General features: G+C 73.9%; 11 protein-coding genes. 3 read left to right on the top strand and 8 right to left on the bottom strand.

Annotation, left to right across the window (positions count from 1 at the left end; genetic code table 11):
* Window positions 1-85: 85 nt before the first annotated feature.
* On the bottom strand, window positions 86-583 hold the full coding sequence (locus tag CG736_RS16145) for a MarR family winged helix-turn-helix transcriptional regulator (RefSeq protein ID WP_100586914.1): 498 nt from the start codon (window positions 581-583) through the stop codon (window positions 86-88).
* A 144-nt stretch (window positions 584-727) separates the two neighbouring features.
* Here CG736_RS16145 and CG736_RS16140 point away from each other — a divergent pair, with 144 nt between their 5' ends.
* Complete coding sequence (locus CG736_RS16140; RefSeq protein ID WP_100586913.1) at window positions 728-2,176, top strand: MFS transporter; 1,449 nt, start codon at window positions 728-730, stop codon at window positions 2,174-2,176.
* Between the two features lie 289 nt (window positions 2,177-2,465).
* Here the strand turns inward: CG736_RS16140 and CG736_RS16135 are convergent, their stop codons facing one another.
* From CG736_RS16135 to CG736_RS16125, 3 genes are all read right to left on the bottom strand, one after another.
* Window positions 2,466-3,143 (bottom strand): DUF305 domain-containing protein, encoded by a 678-nt coding sequence (locus CG736_RS16135; RefSeq protein WP_369880205.1) that lies wholly within the window; start codon window positions 3,141-3,143, stop codon window positions 2,466-2,468.
* Window positions 3,140-3,829 (bottom strand): DUF3105 domain-containing protein, encoded by a 690-nt coding sequence (locus tag CG736_RS16130; RefSeq protein ID WP_100586912.1) that lies wholly within the window; start codon window positions 3,827-3,829, stop codon window positions 3,140-3,142. Before CG736_RS16130 ends, CG736_RS16135 begins: the two co-directional genes overlap by 4 nt.
* A 111-nt stretch (window positions 3,830-3,940) precedes the next feature.
* A complete protein-coding gene (locus CG736_RS16125; RefSeq protein ID WP_157815607.1) occupies window positions 3,941-4,444 on the bottom strand; it encodes a hypothetical protein in 504 nt (167 codons plus the stop codon).
* A 225-nt stretch (window positions 4,445-4,669) separates the two neighbouring features.
* Here CG736_RS16125 and CG736_RS16120 point away from each other — a divergent pair, with 225 nt between their 5' ends.
* On the top strand, window positions 4,670-6,103 hold the full coding sequence (locus CG736_RS16120) for a protein phosphatase 2C domain-containing protein (protein WP_100586910.1): 1,434 nt from the start codon (window positions 4,670-4,672) through the stop codon (window positions 6,101-6,103).
* A gap of 52 nt (window positions 6,104-6,155) precedes the next feature.
* Here the strand turns inward: CG736_RS16120 and CG736_RS16115 are convergent, their stop codons facing one another.
* The 3 genes from CG736_RS16115 to CG736_RS16110 form a co-directional block, all read right to left on the bottom strand.
* Complete coding sequence (locus CG736_RS16115; RefSeq protein WP_100586909.1) at window positions 6,156-6,767, bottom strand: TetR/AcrR family transcriptional regulator; 612 nt, start codon at window positions 6,765-6,767, stop codon at window positions 6,156-6,158.
* Between the two features lie 70 nt (window positions 6,768-6,837).
* Window positions 6,838-6,999: a hypothetical protein gene (locus CG736_RS36270; RefSeq protein ID WP_157815606.1), complete on the bottom strand. Its 162-nt coding sequence runs from the start codon at window positions 6,997-6,999 to the stop codon at window positions 6,838-6,840.
* A gap of 68 nt (window positions 7,000-7,067) precedes the next feature.
* Window positions 7,068-7,979: a spherulation-specific family 4 protein gene (locus tag CG736_RS16110; RefSeq protein ID WP_100586908.1), complete on the bottom strand. Its 912-nt coding sequence runs from the start codon at window positions 7,977-7,979 to the stop codon at window positions 7,068-7,070.
* 243 nt (window positions 7,980-8,222) lie between these two features.
* Between CG736_RS16110 and CG736_RS16105 the strand changes: the two genes are divergently transcribed.
* Window positions 8,223-11,423 carry an SdrD B-like domain-containing protein gene (locus CG736_RS16105; RefSeq protein ID WP_198520519.1) on the top strand — a complete coding sequence of 1,067 codons (3,201 nt, stop codon included), beginning with the start codon at window positions 8,223-8,225 and terminating at the stop codon, window positions 11,421-11,423.
* A 73-nt stretch (window positions 11,424-11,496) separates the two neighbouring features.
* Here CG736_RS16105 and CG736_RS16100 read toward each other — a convergent pair whose 3' ends face one another.
* Window positions 11,497-12,540: an agmatine/peptidylarginine deiminase gene (locus tag CG736_RS16100; protein WP_100586906.1), complete on the bottom strand. Its 1,044-nt coding sequence runs from the start codon at window positions 12,538-12,540 to the stop codon at window positions 11,497-11,499.
* Between the last annotated feature and the right edge of the window lie 12 nt (window positions 12,541-12,552).

Genomic DNA, 12,552 nt, shown 5'->3' with positions numbered 1-12,552 from the left:
CCGGCGCCCGTCGGGGTCTCGGCGGGCTGGCGCCCCGGCGGGTCGGTCGACGCCCGGCGGGCCGGCGTTCCGGCGGGGCGGCGTCTCAGCGGGCCGGGTCGGTGCCCGCCAGGGCGTGGGCGAGGTGGTCGAGCCCGGGGAGGGCGTGCATGACGGCTTCGCGGTCGGCGGGGGTGAGGCCGGCGAGGGCGGCGGCGAGGCGGCGCTCGTGGGCGCTCTGCCAGTCGCGGAGCTGTTGGTGGCCGGCCTCGGTGAGGGCGATCCGGGCGGTGCGGCGGTCGCCCGGGTCGGGTTGGCGGTCGACCAGCCCGGCGTCGAGGAGCTTGGAGATCAGGCCGCTGACGGTGTTGGGCGCCAGCCGTTGCCGAGCGGCGAGTTCGCCGACCCGCATGGGGGCGACGGCGAGGGTCTGGAGGAGCTCGACCTGGGCCATCGGCAGGGCCTCCCAGGGGAACTCGGACCGGATCGAGCTGCGCAGCGCACGGCGCAGCCGGGTGATCACGTCGGTGAGCTGCTGGGCCCCGGCGAGTGCGTCGGTGTCCGGTGCGAGGGGGCCGGGCGCGGGCTGGGGCTGCGAGGACATGGCGGACAGCGTAGCGCCAGGTGGTGTCGGTGCTGTCCGTCGTCCGTTCGGTGACCAGCGGGAACGGTTGTCGGCCGCAACCAGATGGCTCGGCTCCGGAAAGAGTCCTTGAGCGATTATGTCTGCGGCCGATATATTCGGACCATGGCCGAACCCGCCCTCGCCCCACGGCTGCTCGACACCCTGCAGGACGCCCTGCAGCGCGCCGAACGCCCGCGCCCGCGCGCCGTCGCGCGCTGGCCGCACGCGCACTGGCTGGCCGTCGGCACGGTCTGCCTGGGCGCGTTCCTCGGCCAGCTGACCGCGAGCGTCACCTCGCTGGTGTTCCCCGCGTTGGAACAGCGGTTCGACGCGGGCTTCGCCGCCGTCGAGTGGGTGTCGCTGTCGTACCTGCTGGTGCTGGTCGCCCTGCTCGCCCCGGTCGGGCGGCTGTCCGACCTGGTCGGCCGCAAGACCATGTACCTGGGCGGCTTCGCGGTGTTCGCGGCCGCGTCGCTCGGCGCGGGACTGGCCGGCAGCCTGGCCGTGCTGGTCGCCTGTCGCGCGGTGCAGGCGGTCGGCGGCGCGATGATGCAGGCCAACAGCGTGGCGCTGGTCGCCCGGGGGGTACCCGAACGGGCGATGCGCACGGCGCTCGGCATCCAGGCCGCCGCCCAGGCCCTCGGCCTCGCCCTCGGCCCGACCCTCGGCGGCCTGCTGGTCACCCACGCCTCCTGGCGCTGGGCGTTCTGGGTCAACGTCCCGATCGGCTTGCTCGGCATCCTGGCGGGCTGGTTCCTGCTGCCGCGCACCTTCCCCGACGGTCGCCGCCCGGCCCGCCCGGCCCGTTCGAAGGACGCCGGCGGACGCTTCGACCTGGCCGGACTGCTGCTGCTGGCCGGCGCGTCCACCGCGCTGCTGCTGGCGCTGTCCGCCGCGTCCGGGCTGCCGCTGCCCGGGTGGGCGGTGGCCGCGCTGGCGGTGCTCGCGGTCCTCGCCGCGGCCGGGCTGGTCCGGCAGGAGCGGCGCGCGGACCGGCCGATCGTCCCGCCCGGGCTGGTGAACACCCCCGGCATCCGGGCCGGTCTGGTGGTGGCACTGATCGGCTACCTGCTGCTGTTCTGCCCGCTGGTGCTGGAGCCGGTGGTGCTGGCCGGCCGTGGCGTGCCCGCCGCCACCGCCGGCGTGGTGATCACCGCGCTGCCCGCGGCGTTCGCGCTGGCCGCCACGGTCGGCGGCGGGCTGCTGCCGCGCGGCTGGAGCGACGCGGTGCGCTGCCGGGCCGGCGCGCTGCTCGCCGCGGCCGGACTGCTGGTGCTCGCCGTGCTGCCCGCGCCCGGCGCCGGCGCGGCGGTGGGGCCGCTGCTGGCGGCCGGCTACGGGCTCGGACTGCTGCTGCCCGCCAACAACGCCCTGGTGATGCGGGCGATACCCGCGCAGAGCTCGGCCGTCGGCGGCGGCCTGGTGAACATGGTGCGCAGCCTGGGCACCGCGCTCGGCACCGCCCTGCCGGTGCTCGCCGTCCACCTCGCCGGAGCGGCGTCCGGCGGCCGGGCGGTCCTGCTGCTGCTCGCCGCGGTCGCGGTGCTGGCGGCCAGGCTGTCCGCTCGCTGAGGGATCGGCGGGTGGTGCCTGCGGTCCGGTTCTCCGCCTGCTGAGGGATCGCCGGGTGGTGCCCGTGGCCCGACTGTCCGCTCGCTGAGGGATCGCCGGGTGGTGCCCGTGGCCCGACTGTCCGCTCGCTGAGGGACTGCCGGGTGGTGCCTGCGGTCCGGCTGTCCGCTCGCTGAGGGATCGGCGGGTGGTGCCTGCGGTCCGGCCCTGCGTCCGCCGAAGCGTCGCCGGTACGACAGCAGGGGCGCCGCCCGGGTGGTCCCGGACGGCGCCCCTGGTGCTCGGAGGGTCAGGGCGTCGGCTTCGCGCCGCGCTCCGTGAGCATGCTGCTGATCAGGTCGATCTCCGCCTGCTGCCCGTTGACCATGGTCTGCGCGAGCCGCTTCTCGACGTCGTTCTTCGCCGCGTCCACGTACGCCTGGGCCATGTCCATCCCGCCCCGGTGGTGGGCGAGCATCAGCTGCAGGTAGAACACCTCGGCGTCCCGGCCGCTGAGCGTGCGGAGCCGGTCCAGGTCGGCGTTGGTCGCCATCCCGGGCATCAGCGAACCGTCGTGCGCCTCGTACGTGTGCCCCATCCAGGCCATCGGCTTGGCCGCGCTGGCCTGGGTCAGGCCCCACTGGTCGAGGAAGCCCATCAGCATGCCGCGCTGGTTCGCCTGCGTGTTGATGATGTCGAACGCCAGGGTGCGGACCGCCTGGTCCTGGGTGCGGTCGCGGACGATGAACGACATGTCGATCGCCTGCTGGTGGTGGGTGGCCATGTCGCGGGCGAACCCGGCCTCCGCCGAGTCGGTGCTCGGCGCGGACGAGGAACTTCCGGACGCCGGGGTGCCGCTGGAGACCAGCGCGGGCACCCCGAGGCCGAGCGCGACCACCGCCGCCAGCGCGGCCGGCCACCACAGCTTCCGACGGCTGCGGCCGCCGGACCGGGCCTGCTCCGCCGTCGACTCCTGGTCGCCGGTCACATCGCGCCCGAGCTGCAGGAGGCGCCCGGCTCCTGGGTCTGCGGGCCCTGCACGTACTTGGTGAAGAACTTCTCGATCCGCGGGTCCTGCGCGGAGTCGACGATCAGCTGGGTGCCCCAGGCGCTCAGCGTGATGGTGCCCTGCTCGTCCGGGTACGGGCTCATCAGGCTGTACGGGGTGGCCTTGACCTTCTCGCTCAGCGCCTTGATGTCGTCCGCGCCGGCCTTGCTGTTGTAGGTGACCCAGACCGCGCCGTGCTCCAGCGAGTGGACCGCGTTCTCGTTCTTCACCGGCTGGTCGTACACGGTGCCCATGCAGGTCGCCCAGACCGGGTTGTGGTCGCCGCCGACCGGCGGGGCCTGGTCGTACTTGACCTCGGTCTGGACATGGTTGCGGGACAGCTTGTCCCAGGTCTTGACGCCGTCGATCGGCGCCTTCGCGGCCGCGGCGTCCGCGTCCTTCTTGTGCTTGGCGTCCAGCGCCAGCCAGGAGCCGCCGCCGATCATGGCGAGCACCAGGGCGGCGGAGATGCCGATGGTGAGGAACTTGTTGCGGCGCTCACGGCGCTGCTCGGCGGCGCGCAGCTCGGCGATCCGGGCCCGGCGGTCGGCCTGCTGGGCGGACTTGCTGCCCGGCTTGGGCTGCTTGCCGGTCGGCTGGGACGACTGCTTGGAGGCGGAACCCATGAATGATGTCCTTGTCCCCGCCGTGCGGCGCACGGCGGTCTGCGGTGAGGTTGGGGCAGCGGAGCCGCCGACCGCCCGGGAGCCGGGGAACGGGTCGGCGGTGGGTTCCGCTCAGGACCGGTGAACCTGGAGTGCGTGCAGGTCGGGCGCATGGTGCGGCGCCGGTCGGACGTCGGCCGCCGGGACGGCGGGCGACGCGGGTGGGGCCACCAACTGCGGCAGGACGACCGCGCCGGGCTGAGGGGGCGCGTTCGGGAGCTGCGACTCCGGGCCGCAGAAGGAGTGACTGGAACAGCCGTGACCGGGCAGCCGGTTCGGGCCGTCCGCAGTGCAGAGGATGAGCACGCCGGAGCTCTCCGGCGCCAGCGCGTGCTGGTGGCCGGCGACAGTGCCGGCCCGGTCCGGGACGGCGATCGCGGCCGGGACGACGGTCGACACCGCCCGCACGGACGTGACGGCCCCGGCCGGCGGGGAGCCCGCGGACCGGGCGTTCGCCGTGCACGGCAGCAGCGCCAGCAGCGCGGCCAGCAGGACCGCCCACAGCATCGCCACCGGGCGGAGCACCGCGTACGCGGTCCCTCCTCCGGGACGAGTGCGAAGTCCTGGCGCGGTCATGCGCACATATTAATCAGCCGATCGGGTGAAGCGATGCCCCCCTTGGGCTCCGAATTTCCGTCCCGGAGCCATTGCCGTGGCTCATTCGAGCCCGTCAGCGGACCGCCGGTGGCCGGAACCTCCCCCGTGCGTCGGTGCGATGTTCCGATTCCCGGACAGCGCCGTTGTGCTTCGGAAGAATGACGTCACGTCCGGCATTCCCACGGATCGATCAGGAGCCGTCAGTTGAACGAGCAGGGCGCACCCGGGCCGACCCGATCCGACGACGCCTGGTGGCACACCGTCTACACGGGCCCCGCCGGCACCCTCCCCGACACTCCCGACGCCGTCGCCGACACCACCTCCGTGGACGACTGGTTCACCGCCGCCGCCGGCCTCTTCGACCCCCGGCACCGGCCCGCCGAGGACACCCCGCCCCCGACCGGCACCGACCTGGAAACGGACCCGGACACGGCGCACGCGGTACCGCCGCAGCGCAGCTGGGCCGAGGCCGCCTGGCCCGAACTCCGGCCCACCGAGGACGCACCCGACGGGGGCGCGCGCGACGAGCAGCCGCATTCGGTCGAACCGCCGGTCGTCCAACCGCCGGTCGTCCAACCGCCGGTCGTAGCACCGTCCGTCCTGGCGAAGCCTCCGCGGGCGGAGGCACCGCCGGCGGAGCCGCCGCGAGCGGAGGCGGCGCCGGAGCCCGAGGTCCCGTCGGCGCCGCCGTCGGATCGCGGTGCGCCGTGGCGGGAACCGGAGACGCCGACCGTGCCGCACGTCGGGGAGCGGCCGCCGACGTACGCCGCCGAGCCGACCGCGCTGCCGGTCAGCGACCCGGACGCCCTGGGCGCGATCGTGCCGGACACGGCCGTCGACGGCGCCCGGTTCGCGACGACCACCCTGCGGGCCGTGTCGATCCGCGGGGACTCCGCCCGCTACCGGGGCGAGCCGCGACGCGACGCGCTGCTCACCGTCCGGTTCGGGGACGCCGAGGACGGGCTGGTGCTGACCGTCCTCGCGGGCCCCGCCCGACCGGCCGACGCCGGATGGGGCTCCGCCGCGGCGACGGACGCGGCCCGGCAACTGGCGGCGGCGATCGGGCGCAGCCGCGCCGAACTCGCCGCCGACCTGCGGGCCGGCGCCCGTGACCGGCTGCGGTACGGCCTCCAGCGGATCGCCCTCCAGGCGGCGGCCCGGCTGCGCGGCGAGACCGGGAGCGCGGAGGACGTTCCACCGGAGCAGGCGCTGCCGCCCGAGGAGACCGCGTCGCTGCACTGCCTGCTGATGTCGACCGACCCGGCGGCCACCCACCGGGCCGCGTTCGGCACCGGCCCCGGCGGGCTCTACCTCCTGCGCTCGGGCCACTGGATCGACGCCTACGCGGCCCGCCTGCTGCACCACCCGGACGGCCAGCCGCCGTTGCCCCCGGCCGCCCGTCCCGCCCTCCGCCCCTTCCGGTTCCGCCTCGTCCCCGCCACCGCCGGCGACATCCTGCTCCTGTGCACCCCCGGCCTCGCCGACCCGATCGCCGAAGAACCCGCCGTCGCCCACTTCCTCTCCAGCCACTGGGCCCACCCCCACCCCCCAGGCACCGTCGACTTCCTCCGCCAGGTCCAGGTCCGCGCCAAGGGCTACGCCGACGACCGCACCGCGGCGGCGGTCTGGACGGACTGACGCCCACGCGCCGAAGCGGCGTCCAACCGAGGCGGCACGCCGCAGGCGCCGGCTACTTCGGCGGGACGCCGAGGAGGGCGTGGGCCGCGGAGGCGGCCTGGGCGGTGGCCTGGTCGCGGGTGGTGGCGGGGATGCCGATGGCCAGCGGGACGGCGAGGCCGTCGAGCAGGGCGCGGAGCTGGGCGGCGCGGTCGGCGGCGGGGGCGGTGGGGGTGAGGACGCCGGTGGTGCGGCCCTCGGTGATGAGCGCGGTGAGGTCGTTCTGCCAGGGGGTTTCGATGTCGAGTTGGCCCTGGCGGAGGTCCGCGGTCTCGGGGGAGCGGCTCCACACCTCGATCCACAGGATCCACCGGGGGTCACCGGGGCCCTCGGGGAGGTAGAGGTCGATGTAGCGGGCGAGCCGTTCGAGCACGGGCAGGTCGTGGCGGGCGAGTTCGCGGGTGCGGCGTTCGCCCAGCTGGGTCTCGCTCCACCGGAGGGTTTCCAGCAGGAGCTGGTCCTTGCTGCCGAAGTAGTAGAGGAGGTGTCCGGCGCTCATGCCGAGCTGCTGGCCGAGGCCGGCCATGGTGAGGCGGGCGAGGCCGTGTTCGGCGATGGCGGCGCGGGCGGCCGCGTACACCTCTTCCCGCGGGCGGGCCGGGCGGCGGGTGCGTGGCGGGGCCATCCGCTCTCCTCGTTGCTGGCTGTCCGGGGTCCAGTCTCCCGTACGGGAAGGGCGGGACGTGCGGGCGGGGTCACCAGCCGCCGTGTTCGAGCCCTTCGACGTGTTCCTGCCGGCCGTGGTCGAGGCCGGCCCGGTAGGCCTTGCGGAGGACGGCGGCGGCCTGTTCGCGGTCGAGTGCGGGAGCGAGGCGGAGCAGTTCGTCGGTGAGTTCGTCGAGCGAGGGGGAGGTCATGGGTCCATGACATCGCGTCGCGGCCGGGCCCGCCCCTCCGAGGACGCAGGGGCGGGCCGGACGGTCGGTCAGCCGAGGGTGGCGGCGTAGGAGGTCTCCGCGCCGAAGCCCCAGGCGGGGGTGGCGTCCCACGGGTTGTCGAGGACGTCGTCGGTGGCGTACGCGTACCCGGCGCCGCGGGTGAACGCGGTGCTGAGGGCGGTCTTCATGGCGGTGGCGTTCGGGACGGCGTGGATCAGGTGCCAGTAGGAGGTGCCGTTGGGGTCGAACCCGGCGCCGGGGTAGTAGCCGACGGTCAGGTTGAAGACGTTTCCACCGAGGTAGCTGTTGGTGTAGGCGTCGTAGGTGCCTTCGAAGGTGACGAAGGTGTCGGCGGTGCGCTTGCCGGGCTCCAGGAAGCAGTCCTGGACGGCGGTGCCGGGGTTGTCCACCACCAGCTCCTGTGCCGCCGGGTCGATGGAGTGGATGATCCCCTGGACCTGCTGGCGCAGGTCGAGGTAGAAGTCCCGCTCGACGTTGTTGACACCGCAGTTGCGGCTGCTGGTGTCGAAGAAGATGCCGTCGACGTGCAGCTTGCCGTCGGCGGTGACCAGGTAGTTGCGGACATCCTTGAGGACGGCGGCCCGGTCGCGCTTGGTGGCTTCGGTGTGCACGTAGCCGAGCACCTTGGTGTGCTCGCCGGTGGCGGTGGTGCGGGCGCGCAGCGCGTCGGCGCGGGCCTGCCAGCTGGCGTCGAACGGGTCCTCGCCGTTGTTCGGGTTGAGGATGACGACGGACGGCGCGGGCTGGGCGGCCTGGACGTCCAGCATCATCGGGTAGTTCGGGAAGGTGTAGGCCGGGACGCCGATCTCCAGACCGCGGGTGGCGGTGGTCGCGGTGGCCGGGGTGGTGTTGGCACCGGCCTGCGGTGCGGCGGTGGCGCCGACGGCGAGCAGAGAGCCGAGGAGCAGGGCGGTCAGCCCCTTCGCGCGGATGCGCATGCGTGGTTCCCCCAATGCTGGGCGGGCGTCCCCCTGACGCCGCACGGGCATGCTAACTGCCGACAGGCGTACCAAGGTCGAATACCGGAGATCGTTCTCAGGAGTTCACCGGCGACCGGACGGCCGGTCGGTGACGGGGCGTCCGCCGGACGGATGGATCGACTGGGCCAATCGGGTGAATACCTGTCATTTCAGGTCGCGTCACCGCCACTTGCGATCCTGATGCCCGATCAACTGCCCGGTATGCGTACTCCCCTTCGGGCCGGGCGGATCGGCTCCGTGCTGGCACTCCTGGCCGGATCGCTGTTCGGCAGCGGTGTCCTGGCCGCACCCGCGCACGCCGCGATCTCCTTCGTCAAGAACGTCGACAAGTTCACCGCCGCGCCGGGGGAGAACGTCACCTTCACCCTGCAGTACACCTGCTCGGTCACCGAATGCGTCAACGGTCGGATCACCGACACGCTGCCCGCGTCCATGGAGTTCGTCGGCTGGACGCCCGACCCCACCACCGTGGACGTGGCCGGTTCCACCGTGCCCGCCGCCGGCACCACGGGCGGCACGCTCGACATCAGGCTGCTCAACCTCAGCCCGGGCACCACGGCCGCTGTCAGCGTGGTGGTGCGCTTCCCCAACTGGACGACCGCGGACGGCACTTCGGCGCTCAACTCGGCGCAGCTGACGGTCGACGGGGAGACCCCGCAGAACGGCTCCGCCTCCGTCACGGCGCACGTCGAGCCCGCCTACCAGGTCACCAAGGGCGTGCAGACCGCCAGCGCCGACGGACGGACCGTCACCTACCAGTTCAGCGCCTGCTCGACCTCCGGCCCCAACGTCGACCTGGACGCCAGCCGCCTGCTGGACACGCTGCCGCCCGGCGCGGTGGTCGACACCGCGCGCTCGCCCGGCTGGAGCCAGGTCGCGCCCGGGCCGAACACCTGGGGCTACGACATCGGCGAGTTCCGGGCCGCCAACGGCCAGGCCGGCTGCCGGATCCCCGGCGTGCTGGTGGTGAACTACCCGGACCCGACGTTCCCGTCCGGCACCACCTCCACCAACGACGTCGAACTGCTCGGCGACCCGCTCGGCACCGCCCCCGAGCAGAGCCTGTCCACCGCCGAAGCCACCACCGGCGCCTTCCAGGAGCCCGCCACCGGTGTGCAGGTCAGCGCCGCCAAGTCCTGGGGCGAGCGGAGCGTCTCCGGCGACCTGAACAGTTTCAGCCTGTTCGCCACCAACACCTCGGCGCCCGCCACCGAGCTCACCATGACCGACCCGGGCACCGGCACCACCGACAGCCTCTACAACTGGCTGTTCCCGCAGACCGTGCAGCTCGACGCGTGGAACCCGCCGGGCATCCGACTCACCTTCCAGTACCGGTTGAACGGCGACCCGACCTGGCTGACCTTCACCCCGGGCACCCCGTTCGACGGCTCCACCACCCGCCGCATCACCTTCGTCGAGGGCGCCGGCGACCCCGCCGCGGACGAGCTCGGCCTGCCCGCCGGCCGCTGGCTGGACGGGCTGCACCTGACCTGGAACGGCCCGCTGCCCACCGGCTGGGCCCCGGGCAGCGGCGTCCAGGTGGTCACCCAGGTCGTCACCCCCGGCCACGACGGCCGCCCCGCGCCCGAACTGCTCACCAACTGCGTCGACAACACCGCCACCGACGGCGCCACCACCGCCCGGGCCACCGGCTGCGCCGAGACCACGGTCGTCGCCGCCACCAACCTCGGCGCGGCCAAGAGCACCGTCGCGGGCGCCGTCACCAACGCCGGCGGCCGCGCCACCTTCGAGGTGATCCCGTACAACCGCAACGGGCGCGCGCTGGACCGGCCGCTGGTGCTGTACGACGTGCTGCCCACCGGGCTGGTCTACCTGGACGGCTCGCTGCGCACCGACCCCAGCTACCCGGACGCCAAACTCCCCGAGTCCGTGCAGGTCACGCCCGGTGCGGACGGCCGACAGATCGTCAAGATGACCTGGCCGGCCGGTGCGCCCGACATGACGTACCTGAACGACGCGCTGGCCTACCGGGTGCTGTTCGACGTCCAGGTCGCCGACAGCGTCCGGGCCGGCGCCCTCACCAACCAGGTGTTCGTCACCGCCGACCACCCGACCGAGCCCGTCACCTGCTACTTCAGCGGCGTCAGCCACGGCGTCCCCGACACGCTCGACCTGAACGGCAACGGCGACCTCACCGAGACCATGTGCCACGCCACGTCGCAGGTCGAGGTGCAGGTGCCGAGCGTGCTGCGCTCCTACAAGGAGGTCCAGGGCGACCTGGACTCCGGGTACGGCCCGATGGGCGCCACCACGCCGGGCGGCGCGCTGTCCTACCGGATGACCGTCCGCAACGACTCGGCGGACCCGGTCACCGAGTTCGTCGCCTACGACAAGCTGCCCACCCCCGGCGACGGTTACGTGCTGACCCCGGACGCGGCCCGCGGCAGCGCCTGGGCGCCGTCGCTGAGCAGCCCCATCACCAGCTCCGACCCTAGCGTGACCGTCGAGTACACCACCGACAAGCACCCCTGCGTGCCCGCGCTGGTGCCGCCCGCCTCCGACCCGGGCTGCAACCCGAACGCGGTGTGGACGGCGACCTTCCCGGGCCCGGGCACCGCCACCTGGTTCCGGATCGAGCGCCCCGGCACCCTCGCCCCCGGCGACTCCTTCACCCTGGGCTGGCCGATGGTCGCCCCGTTCGACGCCCCCGAAGGGGCGTACGCCTGGAACTCGTTCGCCTACACCGCCATCGACGCGACGGGCCGTCAGCTGCTGCCCGCCGAACCCGCCAAGGTCGGCGTGGCCGTCGAGCAGACCCGCCCGTCCGACAACGCGCTCGGCGACTTCGTCTGGGACGACCTCAACCACGACGGCATCCAGCAGCCCGGCGAGCCCGGCGTCCCCGGCGTGCACGTGGACCTGCTGGACGGCAGCGGCCAGCCCGTCCGCGACCTGCACGGCAACCCGCTCACCACCGTCAGCGACAGCGGCGGCCACTACCTCTTCGACCACCTGCCGGACGGCGTCTACCGGATCCGCTTCGAGCTCTCCACGATCCCCGCGGGCGCCACCGTCACCCTCCGGCACGCCGGCACCGACCCGGCACTCGACTCCGACGCCGACCCCGCCACCGGCCTCACCCAGACCGTCGACCTGGCGGGCGGCCGGCGCTACCTCGACCTGGACCTCGGCCTGGTGCTGCCCCACACCAGCCCGAGCCCCAGCCCGTCGCCCTCGCCCTCGACCTCGCCCTCGACCGGCCCGGAGCCGTCGCCGTCGGCCGGGAAGCCCAGCGAGGGGGCGAAGGGCGAGCACGGGATGCTGCCGCACACCGGCAGCGACCTGCCCGGCAGCCTGCTGGCCGCAGTCGCCGGACTGCTCACCGTCGGCGGTGCGGCGCTCTGCGCGGTGACCTGCCGCCGCCCCCGGCGCCGCCACTGACCGACCGCCGGACACCCGAACGGCCGCGGGCCGGAACCTCGTTGTGAGGTTCCGGCCCGCGGCTGTCGAGGCGTCAGGCCTTCGGCTGCTGCTGGGTGATGCAGTGGATGCCGCCGCCGTTGGCGAAGATCTCGCGGGCGTCGACCAGTTCGACGGTGCGGCCCGGGTAGGCCTTCTCCAGGACGGCCTTGGCCTGCTCGTCGCGCGGGTCGTCGAAGGCGCACAGCACGACGACGCCGTTGGCCACGTAGTGGTTGATGTAGGAGTAGTCGACGGGCTCGCCGTCCTCGTCGAACAGGACGGTGGGGGCCGGGAGTTCGATGACCTCAAGCTGCCGGCCCCGGGCGTCGGTGGCGGCGCGGAGGGTCTCGGCGAGCTCCTGGCAGACCGCGTGGTCGGGGTGCGCCGGGTCGGGCTGGGAGTGGACGACGACGGTGCCGGGGCGGACGAAGGAGGCGACGATGTCGATGTGGCCGCGGGTGCCGAACTCGTCGTAGTCGCGGGTCAGTCCGCGCGGCAGCCAGATCGCCTTGGTGGTGCCGAGGTGCGCGTGCAGCTCGGCCTCGACCTGCTCGCGGGTCCAGTCGGCGTTGCGGCCCTCGCCGAGCTGGACGGTGTCGGTGACCAGGACGGTGCCCTCGCCGTCGACGTGGATGCCGCCGCCCTCGTTGATCAGCCGGGAGGCGAACCGCCGGACGCCGGCCAGTTCGGTGACGTGCTCGGCGATGTGCCGGTCGTTGTCCCAGCGGGCCCACGACTGGGCGCCCCAGCCGTTGAACACCCAGTCGGCGGCCGCCAGTTCGCCCTTGTCGTCGATCAGGAAGGACGGGCCGATGTCGCGCATCCAGGCGTCGTCCAGCGGGCGCTCGACGATCTCCACCTCGGGGGAGAGGTAGGGCCGGGCCTGCTCGGTCTCGCCGGTGTTGACCACCAGGGTGAGCGGCTCGTGGCGAACGATCGTGTTGGCGACCTCGGCCCAGGCGCGGCGGGCCGCGTCCAGCTGCTCCGCGCCGTCGAAGGTCGGGTTCGCGGTCGGGAACGCCATCCAGGTGCGCTCGTGCGGGTGCCATTCGGCGGGCATCCGGAAGCCGAGCTCGGCGGGGGTGGGGGTGGTCATGGGGATCAAGTC

The sequence above is a fragment of the Kitasatospora sp. CB02891 genome (genome assembly GCF_002803145.1).
Lineage (GTDB): Bacteria > Actinomycetota > Actinomycetes > Streptomycetales > Streptomycetaceae > Kitasatospora > Kitasatospora griseola.
This window is presented reverse-complemented; position numbering and strand designations above follow the sequence as displayed.

What these genes read in the sequence shown, in the direction of transcription:
- CG736_RS16145 (WP_100586914.1), bottom strand. Translation starts at nt 583, where the DNA reads ATGTCCTCGCAGCCCCAGCCCGCGCCCGGCCCCCTCGCACCGGACACC.
- CG736_RS16140 (WP_100586913.1), top strand. Translation starts at nt 728, where the DNA reads ATGGCCGAACCCGCCCTCGCCCCACGGCTGCTCGACACCCTGCAGGAC.
- CG736_RS16130 (WP_100586912.1), bottom strand. Translation starts at nt 3,829, where the DNA reads ATGGGTTCCGCCTCCAAGCAGTCGTCCCAGCCGACCGGCAAGCAGCCC.
- CG736_RS16125 (WP_157815607.1), bottom strand. Translation starts at nt 4,444, where the DNA reads ATGACCGCGCCAGGACTTCGCACTCGTCCCGGAGGAGGGACCGCGTAC.
- CG736_RS16115 (WP_100586909.1), bottom strand. Translation starts at nt 6,767, where the DNA reads ATGGCCCCGCCACGCACCCGCCGCCCGGCCCGCCCGCGGGAAGAGGTG.
- CG736_RS36270 (WP_157815606.1), bottom strand. Translation starts at nt 6,999, where the DNA reads ATGACCTCCCCCTCGCTCGACGAACTCACCGACGAACTGCTCCGCCTC.
- CG736_RS16110 (WP_100586908.1), bottom strand. Translation starts at nt 7,979, where the DNA reads ATGCGCATCCGCGCGAAGGGGCTGACCGCCCTGCTCCTCGGCTCTCTG.
- CG736_RS16105 (WP_198520519.1), top strand. Translation starts at nt 8,223, where the DNA reads ATGCGTACTCCCCTTCGGGCCGGGCGGATCGGCTCCGTGCTGGCACTC.
- CG736_RS16100 (WP_100586906.1), bottom strand. Translation starts at nt 12,540, where the DNA reads ATGACCACCCCCACCCCCGCCGAGCTCGGCTTCCGGATGCCCGCCGAA.